Below are 15384 nucleotides of genomic sequence, written 5' to 3' on the forward strand. Positions count from 1 at the left end.
CTTTCAGCCATAACGCCTAAAGCAGCCGCGCAGTATACGTCGGATGCCTTTTCTTGTTATGAGTTAAGACTTTCAGGAATGTATTCATTAGCTTCCTTATTCCATGGAATATGAAACTTTGTAGGGCTACCTGACCGGTTCAATGTGATTTCCAATACAGGATTACCCATAAAGCTGATATTTCGAACTTCTGAAACTATTTCCCAGCCAATAAAGCGGTTGATTCCTAAACGGCTAACCAAAATTCCGTTGGCTGTTGGAGCCGCGTTTAATGCAACAGCTTTGCTTGAAAAAGGTACGACGCCCAATATATTCAAGCCAGCTTTATGGTCAGATGGATTAGCCCCTTCTCCAAAGCCTGCTAGAAACTTACGAAACGAAATTAAGCGGATAAAAACACGAAATAAAATCAAACCAGCCGTAGCTAACACCCCAATAACAGAGGCTAAAAATCCACCTGCACCAACCGTATACGCCAACAGCCCTAGAGCTAAGGCAATAGATGGATATGCTAGCAACTGAAACGACATGGGTATCTTTGGAGTATTTTCGATGTCCATAAGCTACTCATAACGCCTAAAGCAGCCGCGCAGTATGCGTCGGATGCCTTGTTTTGTTATGTGTTGAATTATAATTTAGCTTCATATTCCTTTATATAATGCTCTATGTCGAAAGCTGTGCCAGTGTGCCAAAGCTCACCGGTAATACGATTTACAATTATCGGCGCGTTACCAGCAAGCATATGACGAAAATCTCTAGTTTCTACATATTCTTTGCTTTGATAGTAAAAAACCCAGCCCCAAGGCTTTTCTATTGTTTCCTCAGGAATGATCATGCAACTAATTAGATTGCCTTCCCCTTTACTGACGGCCAGTGTTTCTTCAACAAGCGATTGAGCTTCCTGCTTATTCATATTCACTACACATAACAGCTAAATATATGACAGATTGACGTGTTTAAACACGACAATTTGACATATATCTCCAAGAATGGAAATTAGAAAGGTTTTGCAGAGGTTTGATTTTCATAAGCTTTCCTTGCTTTAAAAATTTTGAGCTTTGTGAAAAAGCGTCAATTTGACGTACTATCCTTGCACAACATACAAACGGATGAAATACTGTATATAAAAGCAGCACAAGGATGTGTTTTATGCCCTCACCTTTTATTCAATCAATTCGTGATCATTTGCGAGCGCGCCACTATAGCAAACGCACCGAGCAAACCTATATCTACTGGATTCTAAATTACATTCGTTTTCACAATCGAGAGCACCCTAATAACCTAACGACTGTAGACATAGTCAAATACCTAGAGCATCTTGCTCTTAAACAGAAAGTTTCCCCTTCAACTCAAAAGACAGCATTAAATGCCCTAATGTATCTGTACAAACAGGTACTGGGCTGGGATTCAGCATCACTACAATTAGGTGATTTTCATCGTGCTCAGACACCCAGAAAACTTCCTATAGTTCTGTCTAAGTCTGAATTAAGGCTAATATTCTCTAATTTACAGGGAGAGTATCTAGCTTGTACGAAAATGATGTATGGCTCAGGATTAAGATTAATGGAAGTATGCCGGCTTCGAATTAAAGACATCGATTTTCACAGACTCTCTGTCACTGTAAATGATGGCAAAGGCAGAAAAAATCGTATAACTACATTATCGGAAGCCTGCGTTGCTGATTTACAAAGACAAATAGAGATATGCCAAGCCTATTTTCAAGAGGATAAAGCAGCTGAACATTGGGATGGGGTCTATCTGCCCTATGCTCTTTCAAAAAAATACCCCAAGGCCCCTTTTGAATTTGCATGGCAATATTTGTTTCCAGCTAAGGCTCGCTCAGTCGATAAACGTGAAAACAATGCGATCAGAAGGCATCATATTTATGACCGATCCTTACAAAGAGCCTTTAAAAAAGCGGTGATAGCCTCAGGTATTAACAAACCTGCAACATGCCATAGTCTTCGCCATAGTTTTGCAACCCATCTCTTAGAACGCGGAGCAGATATTAGAACCGTTCAAGAACAACTTGGGCATAGCGATGTGAGGACAACGGAGATATATACCCACGTACTTAATCGCGGTGGACGTGCTGTTATTAGTCCATTAAGTGATATATAACTAGGTCTATGGATAGTTTATGAGTTAAGGAATGACGATGAATTTAGGCCACCCATCGCTTGATCAAATCTATGAAGAGCGATCATACCCTGACGGTACCATCTATTTCTCGGATGACCATATTGTACTGACACATCGGTCACACCTACGGTGGCTAGTTCCTCTATTTGTCTCCACACTGACTATTACACTTTGGAAATTTGAGTACGGCATAGGCTTACTCTTGTTGTCTTTGTATCTATTTTATCAGCAAATGAAACTTAACCCTTGGTTCGACAAGCGTACCGCTATATTCAAAAACGGTGACATAAAAGCGTTAAGCATTTGTAACAACATTAAAAATAGAAAGCCTCTAGGGCGAATCAAAGAAATTGAAATATCAGATCTGATCAGCAGAACAGAGAGTACTGAGCCCTTTTACATTCTTTATGTTGTTGGCGAGTTCAGAAGATTTGAAGTACTCAGCGGTAATAGCTGTGACTCTGTGAACATAAGCAAACCACAAAAAGATCTCGAACTCTTTTTCGATTGTCCGCCTGAAGATAATTCAGACAATTTCGAGATACCAGCTACATATAGAAAATCCATTTGGCACATCTAAAGGTTAAAGGAATGACAATTAAGTTAAGTAAAGACAAGTTAGGGCAAGCCTACAGAAAGCAAGAATATGGTCGATTTAGTATCTATTTTGGTGATGATCATATACTCGTCACGAATAAATTAAATTTATGGTGGTACCCTTTCGTGTTGATCGGAGCAGTGCTCACCTATATGTATGTTGATACCACATTGGGTGTCATTTTTATTATTGGCGCAATTGTTACGTTTATAAAAATATGGATGGATAATCCCTGTTTTGATAAACGCTTTGCTATCTATAAAAATGGAGATGTCAAAGCTTTAACCTTTTACAACGGCATTGCTAAACGAAAGCCTATAGGTGAGATACAAAAAATAGAACTTGTATTAAGAGGTGCTAACCAATCTGAATCCTCGAGTAAGCCTGTCTACGATCTGGCTATTATGGGTAAAGGGAGATACTTTCCCGTTGTGCAACTATCTGTTGAACAAGAAAGCTTTTTCGATGAATCCATAGAGCATTTACGGGAATTTTTTAACTGCAAGCACGAGTCAAAAGCAGACGATAGCGAAGTTCCTTTTACATATAAATATTAAACTTCACTGGAACATATCTCTATAAAACTGAGGCAGAATATCAATCTCCCTCAGCTAGGCTTTCTCACAATAAAAACCACCTTATGCAGTATTAAGCGGAGATTTTATACTGCTCTTCCAACCTACTTGTACCCAATCCGCTCATTTTCTTCACTTTGATCTGCACGGGGATACGCTCTTTCATTGCTTCGATATGACTGATAACACCGATCATCTTGCCTGAGGCATTTAGGCTATCCAGCGCATCTAATGCTGTATCCAGAGTTTCGCTATCTAGGGTACCGAAACCTTCATCTAAGAAGAGTGAATCGATACTGGTTTTCTGACTGACAAGATCTGATAGTGCCAACGCTAATGCTAGGCTCACTAGGAAGCTTTCACCGCCTGATAATGTTTTGGTATCTCGCACTGTATCGGCTTGCCAGGTATCCAATACTTGAAGCTCTAGAGCACCCGATTGTTTTCTTTGCAGCATATAACGGCCGTGAAGGCGTTCTAGTTGCTTGTTCGCTAGGTGAACCAAATGATCCAATGTTAGGCCTTGGGCAAAACGGCGGAATTTATCGCCCTTTTGAGATCCAATAAGGGAGTTCAAATAGGAAAGATCATCATACTCTTGCTTTGACTGCTCGACCTGTTCAAACAGCTGTTGCTGCGATTCGCGGCGCTTTTCGTTGTCTTGCAGCAGCGCATTACCTTCACCTTTTTGAAGTAAAAGCTGTTTAATCTGACTATCTAGCTGAGCCAACTCTAGAGCGATTGGCTCACCATCTATTTTTTCATACTTCTTTTCTGATCCGAACTGCTGCAACTCAATTAGTTGTTGTTCAGCTTGTTTAAGCAACGCTTGAGAATGTTGCTCAGCTTTGGCGATCTCTTCGCTTAACGCTTTTAACTGCTGCCTCTCTTCGTCAGAAATTAGGGCTTCGATGAGTGCCTGCTCAGAATCAAATGGACTAGTTTTTAGCGCTTGCTGCCATTCATCTTTCTGATTACTGAATTCAGTTTGCAGCTGATCGTGTTGCTGTTCTTGCTCAGCAATCATTGTTTGCAAACGTGTTAACTCGGTTTCGTGCTGTTTATGTGCAGCTGATACCTGCTGGTAGTTCTGCTCAGCTTTGTCTAGCTCTAAAAGTAGACGTGAGCGCTCCTCTGCAACTGATTTATCACCAAACAGCGTCTGACGAGATGCTTGCTTTTCTGCTAGATCCTTTGAGAGTTCATTGAGACTATTTTGATGTTCGGTACAGAGTGCAGTTTGCTTTTCTAGCAATTGGTTAGCCTGAGTTAACTCAACCGCCGATGTTTCTTGGGTGCGATTGAGGGTTTCAAGACGCTGTTGTAACTGTTGTAAGTTAGCAATTTGAGTTTCTAACGTCTTTAACCAATCCGTTAGTCCTTGTTCGGGTAGCGTCAGTTGTAATTCAGCCACCTCTTGAGCTAAACGTTGCTTAAACTCAGCTACCTGCTCGTTAAGCTCTTGCAGACGCTGTGTATCTTTAAGCTGCAGCTGAGTTAGGTTTTCGCACTCTTTATTAGCCAGTTCTAAATTGGCTTGAGCTTGCTGTAAGGTCTGCTCTGCCTTATGGATTCCTTGCTGCTGTTGATTAATCTGCTCACTCAAAATACGTAACTGTTCGATCTCAGCTTGTTGGTTATTTAGCTGCTGCTCGAATTGCCTAGTTGCATCATCAAGCTGTTCAGTCTGGTTAGGCTCGAAACTAAAACCTAACAGCTGCTGCAAAACTTGCCACTCTCTAGAGAGTTGCTGTAGCTGCTCATTAGTCTGCTGCAGGCGGGTTTTAAGGTTAACGATCTGAACGGTCGTTAATTGGTTATAGCGCTCTCTTAATTGAGTACCTTGGGTCTTCAACTGATCACGCGCTTGTTCAGCCATCACAAAGCGCTGCTCGGTTTCGCCCATATCTAGAGGCTGATAATCAGCCACTAGCGGGTGCTCTTTTGAGCCGCATAGTGGACAAGGCTGATCCGGTTGTAGCTTAGCCCGCTCCGCTTCTAAATTTTGTATTTGGCGCTCCTGCTCTAACAGTCGCTTTAAATCTTTGAACTGCTGATCTTCTCTTTGATATTGCTCTCGAAGATTATTGAGATCACCTTCTATTTTCTGAGCGGTAATTTCCAGCTCGCTTAACTCATTACTGACACCAGCTTGCTCACTTTGTAGCTGGATATGCTGAGCAGATAGATTTTTCACCTGCATAAAGCTTGCTTGCAGCGCTTGTTGCTGGTTGTACTGTGCTTCTATATCTGCAAGTACACGACCATTTAATAGCGTTTGGAGCTGTTGCTGAGTGATCTTAAAGCCGTCGTTCAACTTCTCTTTTTGTGTAGAACTTTCAGAAACATACTGCTGGAGCTGTTCAGTTTTCTGTTTTTCCGTATCTATTTGGTTTTGTAAGCCAGAAAGATGATCTGTCAGATTTTTAACTTCAGCCGTGTGTTGCTGAGTTTGTTCTAATTGACTACGCCATAAAGGGATACGCTCTGCAGCACCTTCAAGATGACAAAGTTCGGCTATTTGATTTTCAAGCTGCGTGGTTTCAGCCTTGGCTTGATCAATTTTGTCATTAATCTGCGTTTGTGTCGTTTTCTGCTTTTCTAGTTCAGCCTGATGCTTTTTTAGCTCAGCAGTTGCGCTCTCTTTTAACTGCTCAAGCCGATCGCATTCAGCGTCCAGCGGCACTACCTGTTCATTAATCAGCGTTTCTTGTTCTGTTTGTTGCTGCTTAGTCTGTTTTAGTTTTAGCTCTGCTTCATCGAGAGATTGAGCTGCACTTTTATGTTGATCGGTAGCGGATACTAATTGAGCAGCATTTTGCTCTTTTATCTGCGTAAGATCGTTAAGCCGTTGCTGTGCACTCTGATAAAGTTGGTAAGGCGCTTTAAGTTTCTCAGCCGGTTCGCTCACTGCTAGCTTTTCAAGAGAGCCTTTAGCGGCTTCTTTGCGTTGCTTAACGCCTTCTTGTTCAGTTAAAGCACTTTGCTTTTGTTGCTCTGCTTTTTGCAGATCATTCCACCAGCGTTCCTTTGATTGCTGTTCACCCTGCTCTTTCTCTAAGGTTTTAAGCTGTACACCGATCGCTGATTGTTCGGATTTAAGCTCAGCAATTTTCTCATCCGATAACAACTCAACACCTTTAGCCTGTGCTTCTAGTTGTTTGAGGTGGTTATCTGCCTCTTTGAATTGCTCGTATACCTTTTCAGATATCAAGCTGTAGATAGCCGTACCGGTCAACTCTTCTAGCAAGCCTGCTCTTTCATTAGCATCAGCATTAAGAAACGCTGCGAACTGTCCCTGAGAGAGCATCATGGATTTCGTAAAGCGGTCAAAGTTTAAGCCGCTAATTGTCTCGATTAACTCATTCTTCTGCTTAACCTGCGAAGCGATGATTTTACCTTCACCGCTTTCGCCTATCTCTGCGAGTTCGACTTTGGCTTCTTGTAGATTGCCATCAGCCTGATCTCTGGAGCGACGCTGGCTCCAAAACGCACGATAACTTTTACCTTTAACTTCGAACTCCACTTCTGCGAGCGAGTCAGCTGTACCGCGGGTCATGAGCTCATTCGTGCTTTTAGAGATAGTCCCTAAGCGTGGCGTACGGTGATACAAGGCCAAGCAAATAGCATCCAAAATAGTCGTCTTACCAGCACCGGTTTGGCCGGTGATGGCAAAAAGACCATTATCGATAAACGGTGACTGGGTAAAATCGATCTTCCACTCACCCTTTAGAGAGTTAATGTTTTTAAAGCGCAGCGCTAAAATTTTCACAGGCTTTTCTCCTCTGCTGTTTCCGAAGCTAAAGCAGAGAAAAGATCGTCTTGATCGATCTTAGTGTCATTTAGCTGTTTAGCCGACTCAGCCTGTTCCGTTTGGCCTTTTACGCGCTTGTTTTTAACTGGAATTGATTTTGGCTCATCGGCAGGATCATTCTCTAAAGAAAACAGATTTAGAGTGTTATGGTCTTGGTCTTGGTCTTGGTCTTGCTCTTTTTCCTGTCCAAGCTCTTCTGATTCATCAGCACTATCAGATTCTTCAACTGCAGCATGCTCACTAGTATGTTCTAAATCCTCTGATTCCAAGTGCTCTTCTTGCTCTTGCTCTTGCTCTTGCTCTTGCTCTTGCTCTTGCTCTTGCTCTTGCTCTGGGCAGTCTTGAGCCGGAGATGCCTGTGTTAAAGAAAAGAACTCATCCGCTGGCTTAGTTGCAGGAAGATTATTTTCAGACTCTACAGTCGTTACGATCTGGCAGAAGCGATCTTTAAGGCGTTTAATACGGTTTTGTTCGGCATCAGATTCGAAAACCTCATCGTTAAGCCTACGCGTGAAAACCTCGTAAGCATTCAATTCAGAGAGCGTCTCTTTCTCCTTGCCGACTAAACCTCGCTGGATCTGTTTGCGAGCCCTTCGCAGCTGCAGAACCTCAACGTTAAGATCTTGAGTTAGTTGCTCAACACGTTGAGTAAGATCATTGAGGTAATCTTGGGTTTGAACCTCAATCGATAACCAAACCGGAAGTTCATGCTGTTCAGCTTCAAGTTCATCCAATTGCGCTTTAATCGAGTCAAGATCACCCTTGATACTAGCCATAGGCTGGAAGGTCGGTACCAGGAGCGGTGTTATCTCTTTTAAATGGCTTTGTTCAAATTCAACCATCAATACCTGCTTTTGCGTACCGATCTCATCAAAGCTTAAAGGGATTGGCGATCCGCAATAGCGAATATGTTCAGACTTAGCAACTTTCTGTGGGCGGTGAATATGGCCTAAAGCGATGTAATCTGCTGGTGGAAATGCACTGGCTGGAAATGCCTCTAGATTTCCAACATAGATATCGCGAACAGACTCAGAGGTTTTAACACCCATTGCCGTTAAATGCCCCGTAGCAATGATCGGGATCGACAGCCCAAGCTCTTTTCGCTTCTGATCAGCCAGATCATAGATGGCTTGATAGTGTTCTGCGATTGCCGTGCCTAATGAATGCGCTTTATCTTTTGCCGATTGATCAGCAGCACTTTGCATCACATCGCGAGGACGGATGTAGGGAATGGCACACAGAATGGCAGCCGGTTCACCCGAGCGGTTATTCAAGGTAATAATCTGCTGCGCTAACTCCGATTCAACACTCGCCACGACTTCTGCATTGAGATGTTTAAGCAAGCCTTTGGATTCATTCAGCGTAGAAACAGAGTCATGATTACCGCCTAAAACCACTAACTGACAATCGAGTTTATTTACTTCGATAACGAGTTGATTATATAACTCTCGCGCATAACTTGGTGGCGAACCTGTATCGTATACATCACCTGATATTATTAACGCATCTATTTGATTTAATTGAATTTCACCTAATAGCCATTTAATAAATTCTTGGTGTTCGGCTAATCGACTTTTTCCAACAAAGTGCTGACCTAAGTGCCAGTCAGAGGTGTGTAAAATGCGCATTAAGTAAGGCTCGGCAATCCATAGATACAATGAAACTTCACCTCCATTGAGGCGAAGCTCATATTATCTTGTTACCACTGGGAGCACCATCCATAGTCTCTGAAATATGATGGTGTTAGCTGAGCTTTTAATCAGCGCTTAAGTACTGTATTAGTGCTTGTTCTGCATTGGCACAGTGATAGGTATCTTCGTGTTGTTCGAACGTTTGGTAGGTAACTTCAAAGACACTGCCGCTAATCACTAGCACAAGGACATCGGTTTCATCCTCGTCAGCATCACTAGTCTCATCTGGTTCATCAGTATCAAATTGATAAAAGCCCGGCTGCGGTATATCCATCTCCTCTTCAAATCCATCAAGATAGTCCTCAATAGACATCTGATGAATTTCGAGCACTTGATCAGCACTGAATTCGAGAATTGAATAAGTTTTGGGTACTGAAAGGAAGTCGCGTTTTACTGCATAACACAGCACCAAACTTTGCTTGCGACCCTCTTGTCTCAGTAAATAACGAACATCAGATTGAGGCTCTACTTCTGGTGCAGATAATTTCTTGATAATTGAAAATGTAATCACGACTTAATCTTCCAAAACGTAAGCTGGCAGATCCGCTTCTGCAGGAACAGGTGTTGGTACGCCATCATCATCAATCGCGACAAACTTAAAAATAGCCTGCGTCACCTTTTCACGTTTTCCAATACGACTACGGCGCACCCAAGCTTCAACGTGAATTTCCATCGATGTACGGCCTACTTTTACAATTTCCGTGTAGACGCCCAGCACATCACCCACTTTTACTGGTCGGATGAAAGACATGCTATCTACCGACATAGTTACTACACGAGTTTGTGCGCGTTGGCCTGCACAGATACCCGCAGCAATATCCATCTGCGATAACACCCAACCACCAAAAATATCGCCTGAAGGGTTGGTATCACCTGGCATAGCCATAGTACGTGTAGTCAGGCGGCCCTTTGTAACTTCTTGTGTTTGGTCTTGATCAGACATAATGCATGGTCCTACTTCTTAGATGGAGGTCTGTTATTCCAATATGTACTTATTACTATACCTTGGTCTATAGGGTTTTGCGTAAGTTGTTTTAAGCCCTTGGACTAGAAAGCGACGCTTCAACCTTTTACCTACATGCGCTTATTGGCATAATACGCACAAATTTATCTCCTTACTCGCTCCTTAAGAGCGCAGTCATCTATAGCGGATCTAATATCGTGTTAACCACAGCAAATATCACCATGCAGTTTGGTGCTAAACCTCTATTCGAAAACGTTTCAGTTAAATTTGGCGAAGGTAATCGCTACGGTTTAATTGGCGCAAATGGCTGTGGTAAATCCACATTTATGAAAATCTTAGGCGGAGATCTAGAACCAAGCGCCGGCAATGTTTCCAAAGGGCCAAACGAGCGTATTGGTAAGCTAAAACAAGATCAGTTCGCTTACGAAGAATTCAGCGTGATGGATACCGTTATTATGGGCCATGAAGAATTGTGGGCTGTTAAATCAGAACGTGACGCTATTTACGCTAATCCAGAGATGACTGAAGAAGATGGCATCCGTGCAGCAGAGCTCGAAGGCGAATTCGCTGAGATGGACGGCTATAGTGCTGAATCCCGCGCAGGTGAACTGCTATTAGGTGTAGGTATTCCGACTGAGCAGCACTTCGGTCCGATGAGTGAAGTAGCACCGGGCTGGAAGCTTCGAGTACTTCTTGCTCAGGTGCTATTCTCTGAGCCAGATATCATGCTTCTGGACGAACCTACCAACAACTTGGATATCAACACTATCCGGTGGCTAGAAGGTGTTCTTAACGAGCGTAACTGCACTATGATCATCATCTCGCACGACCGTCACTTCCTTAACAGTGTGTGCACGCATATGGCTGATTTGGACTACGGTGAGTTGCGTGTTTACCCAGGCTCGTATGATGAGTATATGACAGCCTCTACTCAGGCACGAGAACGTCTCCTTGCTGATAACGCTAAAAAGAAAGCACAAATTGCTGACCTTAAAAGCTTTGTTAGCCGCTTCTCTGCCAATGCTTCTAAATCTAAGCAAGCAACGTCACGAGCACGTCGTATAGAGAAGATCGAGCTAGAAGAGGTGAAACCTTCTAGCCGTCAGAATCCATTTATCCGCTTCGAACAAGATACCAAGCTACACCGACTAGCCGTTGAAGTTGAAGGCTTAGGCAAATCTTTTGACGAAGAGCTGTTTAAAGACCTTAATCTAATGGTTGAGGTTGGAGAGCGCATCGCCATTATCGGGCCTAACGGTAGTGGTAAAACCACCCTATTACGTTGCCTGTATGGTGACCTTCTACCGACAGCTGGCGAAATCAAGTGGTCTGAGAATTCAGAATTTGGTTATTACGCGCAAGATCATGCAGCTGATTTTGAAGAAGATAAAACTCTGCTTGATTGGATGGGTCAATGGGGCCAAGAAGGCGATGATGAGCAAGTTATCCGCGGTACGCTAGGCCGTTTGTTGTTCTCGCAAAAAGAGATCAATAAATCAGTTAAAGTGATTTCGGGTGGTGAGCAAGGCCGCATGTTATTTGGCAAGATTATCCTTCAGCGTCCAAATATCATGCTGATGGATGAGCCAACCAACCACTTGGATATGGAATCGATTGAATCCTTAAACCTTGCCCTAGAGAACTACCCAGGTACGTTGATCTTTGTCAGCCATGACCGTGAGTTTGTATCCTCTCTAGCAACCCGCATTCTAGAGATCACGCCTGATGGCATTGTCGACTTCCGCGGTGGTTACGAAGATTACCTGAAGAGCCAAGGCGTAGAATAAACCTAAGCGCTAATGTCTAAAAAGCCTGATTGCAGTTAGCCTCAATCAGGCTTTTAAATTTTTACCCTTTGCATAAATTACTTTAAATTCTTTGGTGAGCTTTATGATTATCGTCTGCCCTAGCTGTAATACATCCAACCGTATTCCTGATGACAAATCACATGTCGATGGCAAGTGCGGTAAGTGCAAAGGCCCTCTGCACACCCATCAACCAGCTGAGCTAGATGATCAATCTTTTGAAAAGTATGTTGGTAGCAATGAGTTACCTGTCATCGTAGATTTCTGGGCAAGCTGGTGTGGTCCATGCCAGATGATGAAGCCCATATTTGAGAAGACTGCAGCTGAATCTGAAATACTGCTTTTCGCTAAAGTAGATACAGAAAAAGCACCACGTACCAGTCAAAATATGAATATCCGCAGCATCCCTACCCTTGTGATGTTTCAAGCGGGCAAAGAGATTGACCGTGTTGCGGGTGCTCTCTCAGAACCGCAGCTAAAGCAATGGATTTTGCAAACTCTACAGAAGGCGTAAGAGTACTATATGGAGCTTTCAAATCAGATCGCAAAAGAGCTAGGCGTCAAAGCACAACAAGTTAATGCAGCAATAGAGTTATTGGATGGTGGTTCAACTGTCCCGTTTATTGCGCGTTATAGAAAGGAAGCTACCGGTGCGCTAGATGATGCGCAATTAAGACAGTTAGCGGCTCGTTTAGATTATCTTCGTGCTTTAGCGGCTCGTAAACAAACGATCACAGAGAAGCTCCAACAAGATGGCGTATTAACACCTGCGCTCCACCAGCAGATCAACCAGATCAGTGGTAAAACTGAGCTAGAAGAGCTCTATCAACCATTCAAGAGTAAAAGGAAAACCAAAGCTCAAATCGCTATTGATGCTGGCATAGATAAATTACTCGATCAAATCATTCAAAAGCCAGATCAACAACCTTACGCTTTAGCTAAAGCATTTATCTGTTCTGATAAAGGTTTCAGCTCAAAGGATGATTGTTTGGAAGGTGCGCAATCCGTATTAACAGACCGCCTGCTAACAGACCTGAAATTACAGGCCGAACTAAAACTGCGTGTGTGGAATGAAGCCAAATTAAGGGTATCCGTTAACAAAGGCAAAGAAAGCGAAGGTTCAAAATTCCGTGATTACTTCGCTCATAGTGAAGCGATTAAATCCATCCCATCACATCGGATGCTAGCGATATTGCGCGGCATCAATGAAGGCATACTGAAATCTGCTTTAGATCTGGATGAAGACCGTTTTAAGGTTTTCCTATCAAAGATGGCAGCTTTTCCACACTACGGACCTTCAGGGAAATGGCTCACTCAAGCGGTACACACTGCTTGGCAGAGCCGTATCAAATCAAAACTCACTAAAGATCTGATAGCAAAACAAAAAGATTCCGCTGAAACTGAGGCTATTAAAGTATTTAGCCGCAATCTTCACGACCTTCTGCTCGCAGCACCGGCAGGTGCTAAAACCACCTTAGGGCTCGACCCAGGCCTTAGAACTGGGGTTAAAGTTGCTGTTATTGATCCAACGGGCCGTTTGTTAGAGCACACGACTATCTACCCTCACCCACCAAAAAATCAGTGGGATCAAGCAGTCGATAAGCTTTTTAAGCTCAGCAAGAAGCACAATGTTGAGCTGATTAGTATTGGCAACGGTACTGGCTCACGAGAAACCGATAAACTCGTTATAGAAATGCTTAAGCAACACAACTCAATTAATGCTCAAAAGCTTATTGTGAGTGAAGCTGGCGCTTCAGTTTACTCAGCATCTGAACTTGCTACTAAGGAGTTCCCTGACTTAGACGTATCTATTCGGGGTGCGGTGTCGATAGCGCGTCGCTTGCAAGACCCTCTAGCTGAGCTGGTAAAAATTGAACCCAAAGCAATTGGTGTTGGTCAATATCAACACGATGTAAACCAATCCGAGCTTAATCAAGCGCTAGAAGCTGTGATTGAGGATTGTGTAAATGCAGTTGGCGTCGATCTAAATAGTGCTTCTTCCGCAATTTTAAGCCGCATCTCTGGCTTAAACACAACACTAGCCAACAACATCGTTGCTTATCGTGATGAAAATGGCGCTTTTACGAGCCGAACTCAGCTTAAAAAAGTCCCTAGGCTTGGCCCTAAAGCCTTTGAGCAAGCCGCTGCCTTTTTGCGTATTCAGAACGGCAAGCAGGTATTAGACAACTCCTGCGTTCACCCTGAAGCCTACAGTGCTGCGCAACGCATAGCTCAAAACAACCAACGCACTTTAGGATCAATTATCGGGGATAGTGACTTCTTGCAATCACTTAATCCGCAAGATTACACCGACTCGAACTTCGGCCTTTATACCATCAAGGACATCATCAAAGAGTTAGAAAAACCCGCCAGAGATCCGAGGCCAGACTTCAAAACCGCAGCATTACAAGACGGTATTGAAAACGTTAGCGATCTGACTGCAGGGATGGTGCTTGAAGGTACGGTTACAAACGTGACTAATTTTGGTGCTTTTGTCGATGTTGGTGTACACCAAGATGGTTTAGTGCATATCTCGCAACTGGCTAACCGTTTTGTGAAAGACCCACATAATGTCGTAAAACCGGGTCAAATTGTTAGCGTTAAAGTGCTTGAGGTAGATCTAAAGCGACAACGAATCTCCCTCTCAATGCGCGATGAATAATAGAATAATTCTCATTTTAGTATTAATGAGAATTATTCATTTATAGGCATGTATTTAATTTTTATTTATTCATAAAAATCCTTCTTTATTGTTCAAAATCAACAAGTAAGGGAAGACATAAGCAACAACTAATACTAGACTGTAACCACACGCTTGGTTGAAGTAGATTCCATGGTTACAAAAATAACAAATTTACTATGGATGCAGGCTGGCGCATGTAGTGGGGATACGATGTCACTCCTTTGCGCTGATAAACCATCATGGCCTGAATTCGTGCAGCAATATAAATTGGATGTCATTTGGCAGCCTTCTCTTTCAACTCGCCCTATGCGCGAGTTAATTTCAGATATAGATCTAATCTTAACCGACCAAAAGCCTCTAAATATTTTATGTATTGAAGGTAGTCTCGCACTCGGCCCTAACGGTAGCGGTATGTTTGATACCTTTAATGATCGTCCCAAAGCTTTTGTCATTAAAGAATTAGCAGAAAAAGCGGATTATGTTGTAGCCGTAGGCACATGTGCAGCCTATGGAGGAGTGCCAGCAGCTCCTCCTAATCCGACAGAGTGCACGGGCATGCAATCAAGCCAAGGAAGTTCTGGCGGCCTATTACCTGATTCATTCAGAAGTAAAAGCGGCCTGCCCGTTATCAATATTTCTGGCTGCCCTACTCATCCGAACACAATCATTCAAACCCTCATTGCCATCATCAAAGATTATCCTCTTCCTCTTAATAATTTTAACCAACCCGAAGCCTTTTACAGCACGATGGTCCATCAAGGTTGCACTAGGAATGAGTACCATGAATACGACATTGAAGAGGAGCAATTCGGAGAAGCGGGATGTTTGTTTTATAACTTAGGCTGCCAAGGCCCATATACAACAGCAACTTGTAATACTGAGCTTTGGAATAACCGCAGTAGTAAAACCCGTGAAGGCGTACCTTGTTTAGGTTGTGTTTCGCCAGACTTCCCAAGAGATGCTCCCTTGTTCAAAACTGAAAAGGTCGGTGATATACCAGTAGCTCTACCTTTGGGTGTCAGTCGACCACGGTATATGGCATATAAAGGCCTCGCAAATGATGCGGCTCCAATCAGAATCATTGAACGTAAAATGAAACCTTAAGTAGTACG

General features: G+C 43.0%; 13 protein-coding genes. 7 read left to right on the top strand and 6 right to left on the bottom strand.

What is annotated here, in order from left to right; translation table 11 throughout:
• Nucleotides 1–56: 56 nt before the first annotated feature.
• Nucleotides 57–560 carry a hypothetical protein gene (locus ACMXYN_RS08945; RefSeq protein WP_415891503.1) on the bottom strand — a complete coding sequence of 168 codons (504 nt, stop codon included), beginning with the start codon at nucleotides 558–560 and terminating at the stop codon, nucleotides 57–59.
• 68 nt (nucleotides 561–628) lie between these two features.
• On the bottom strand, nucleotides 629–913 hold the full coding sequence (locus ACMXYN_RS08950) for a YrhB domain-containing protein (RefSeq protein WP_415891504.1): 285 nt from the start codon (nucleotides 911–913) through the stop codon (nucleotides 629–631).
• A 236-nt stretch (nucleotides 914–1149) separates the two neighbouring features.
• Here ACMXYN_RS08950 and ACMXYN_RS08955 point away from each other — a divergent pair, with 236 nt between their 5' ends.
• From ACMXYN_RS08955 to ACMXYN_RS08965, 3 genes are read left to right on the top strand one after another with little or no spacing between them, the layout of a single operon-like run.
• A complete protein-coding gene (locus ACMXYN_RS08955; protein WP_415891505.1) occupies nucleotides 1150–2121 on the top strand; it encodes an integron integrase in 972 nt (323 codons plus the stop codon).
• Nucleotides 2122–2158: 37 nt separating this feature from the next.
• Complete coding sequence (locus ACMXYN_RS08960) at nucleotides 2159–2722, top strand: hypothetical protein (protein WP_415891506.1); 564 nt, start codon at nucleotides 2159–2161, stop codon at nucleotides 2720–2722.
• Between the two features lie 11 nt (nucleotides 2723–2733).
• On the top strand, nucleotides 2734–3297 hold the full coding sequence (locus tag ACMXYN_RS08965) for a hypothetical protein (protein ID WP_415891507.1): 564 nt from the start codon (nucleotides 2734–2736) through the stop codon (nucleotides 3295–3297).
• Between the two features lie 91 nt (nucleotides 3298–3388).
• On the opposite strand, the gene ACMXYN_RS08970 is transcribed toward ACMXYN_RS08965, so the two are convergent.
• From ACMXYN_RS08970 to ACMXYN_RS08985, 4 genes are all read right to left on the bottom strand, one after another.
• Nucleotides 3389–7087, bottom strand: a complete 3699-nt coding sequence (locus ACMXYN_RS08970; protein ID WP_415891508.1) for an SbcC/MukB-like Walker B domain-containing protein — start codon at nucleotides 7085–7087, stop codon at nucleotides 3389–3391.
• The gene (gene sbcD, locus ACMXYN_RS08975; protein WP_415891509.1) at nucleotides 7084–8757 is read right to left on the bottom strand and encodes an exonuclease subunit SbcD; all 1674 of its coding nucleotides are present in this window, start codon (nucleotides 8755–8757) and stop codon (nucleotides 7084–7086) included. Before sbcD ends, ACMXYN_RS08970 begins: the two co-directional genes overlap by 4 nt.
• Before the next feature lie 127 nt (nucleotides 8758–8884).
• A complete protein-coding gene (locus ACMXYN_RS08980; protein ID WP_415891510.1) occupies nucleotides 8885–9331 on the bottom strand; it encodes a hypothetical protein in 447 nt (148 codons plus the stop codon).
• Nucleotides 9332–9334: 3 nt separating this feature from the next.
• The gene (locus tag ACMXYN_RS08985) at nucleotides 9335–9763 is read right to left on the bottom strand and encodes an acyl-CoA thioesterase (RefSeq protein WP_415891511.1); all 429 of its coding nucleotides are present in this window, start codon (nucleotides 9761–9763) and stop codon (nucleotides 9335–9337) included.
• 218 nt (nucleotides 9764–9981) lie between these two features.
• Between ACMXYN_RS08985 and ACMXYN_RS08990 the strand changes: the two genes are divergently transcribed.
• The 4 genes from ACMXYN_RS08990 to ACMXYN_RS09005 all read left to right on the top strand — a co-directional run bounded on the left by ACMXYN_RS08990 (nucleotide 9982) and on the right by ACMXYN_RS09005 (nucleotide 15376).
• The gene (locus tag ACMXYN_RS08990; RefSeq protein ID WP_415891512.1) at nucleotides 9982–11571 is read left to right on the top strand and encodes an ABC-F family ATPase; all 1590 of its coding nucleotides are present in this window, start codon (nucleotides 9982–9984) and stop codon (nucleotides 11569–11571) included.
• Nucleotides 11572–11674: 103 nt separating this feature from the next.
• Nucleotides 11675–12103 carry a thioredoxin TrxC gene (gene trxC, locus ACMXYN_RS08995; RefSeq protein ID WP_415884538.1) on the top strand — a complete coding sequence of 143 codons (429 nt, stop codon included), beginning with the start codon at nucleotides 11675–11677 and terminating at the stop codon, nucleotides 12101–12103.
• 9 nt (nucleotides 12104–12112) lie between these two features.
• On the top strand, nucleotides 12113–14251 hold the full coding sequence (locus tag ACMXYN_RS09000; RefSeq protein WP_415891513.1) for a Tex family protein: 2139 nt from the start codon (nucleotides 12113–12115) through the stop codon (nucleotides 14249–14251).
• A 231-nt stretch (nucleotides 14252–14482) separates the two neighbouring features.
• Nucleotides 14483–15376, top strand: coding sequence for an NADH:ubiquinone oxidoreductase (locus tag ACMXYN_RS09005; protein WP_415891514.1), 894 nt, complete (start codon nucleotides 14483–14485; stop codon nucleotides 15374–15376).
• The last annotated feature ends 8 nt before the right edge of the window (nucleotides 15377–15384 follow it).

The organism is Neptuniibacter sp. PT8_73 (assembly GCF_047778045.1).
GTDB lineage: Bacteria > Pseudomonadota > Gammaproteobacteria > Pseudomonadales > Balneatricaceae > Neptuniibacter.

What these genes read in the sequence shown, in the direction of transcription:
- ACMXYN_RS08945 (WP_415891503.1), bottom strand. Translation starts at nt 560, where the DNA reads ATGGACATCGAAAATACTCCAAAGATACCCATGTCGTTTCAGTTGCTA.
- ACMXYN_RS08950 (WP_415891504.1), bottom strand. Translation starts at nt 913, where the DNA reads ATGAATAAGCAGGAAGCTCAATCGCTTGTTGAAGAAACACTGGCCGTC.
- ACMXYN_RS08955 (WP_415891505.1), top strand. Translation starts at nt 1,150, where the DNA reads ATGCCCTCACCTTTTATTCAATCAATTCGTGATCATTTGCGAGCGCGC.
- ACMXYN_RS08960 (WP_415891506.1), top strand. Translation starts at nt 2,159, where the DNA reads ATGAATTTAGGCCACCCATCGCTTGATCAAATCTATGAAGAGCGATCA.
- ACMXYN_RS08965 (WP_415891507.1), top strand. Translation starts at nt 2,734, where the DNA reads ATGACAATTAAGTTAAGTAAAGACAAGTTAGGGCAAGCCTACAGAAAG.
- sbcD (WP_415891509.1), bottom strand. Translation starts at nt 8,757, where the DNA reads ATGCGCATTTTACACACCTCTGACTGGCACTTAGGTCAGCACTTTGTT.
- ACMXYN_RS08985 (WP_415891511.1), bottom strand. Translation starts at nt 9,763, where the DNA reads ATGTCTGATCAAGACCAAACACAAGAAGTTACAAAGGGCCGCCTGACT.
- trxC (WP_415884538.1), top strand. Translation starts at nt 11,675, where the DNA reads ATGATTATCGTCTGCCCTAGCTGTAATACATCCAACCGTATTCCTGAT.
- ACMXYN_RS09000 (WP_415891513.1), top strand. Translation starts at nt 12,113, where the DNA reads ATGGAGCTTTCAAATCAGATCGCAAAAGAGCTAGGCGTCAAAGCACAA.
- ACMXYN_RS09005 (WP_415891514.1), top strand. Translation starts at nt 14,483, where the DNA reads ATGTCACTCCTTTGCGCTGATAAACCATCATGGCCTGAATTCGTGCAG.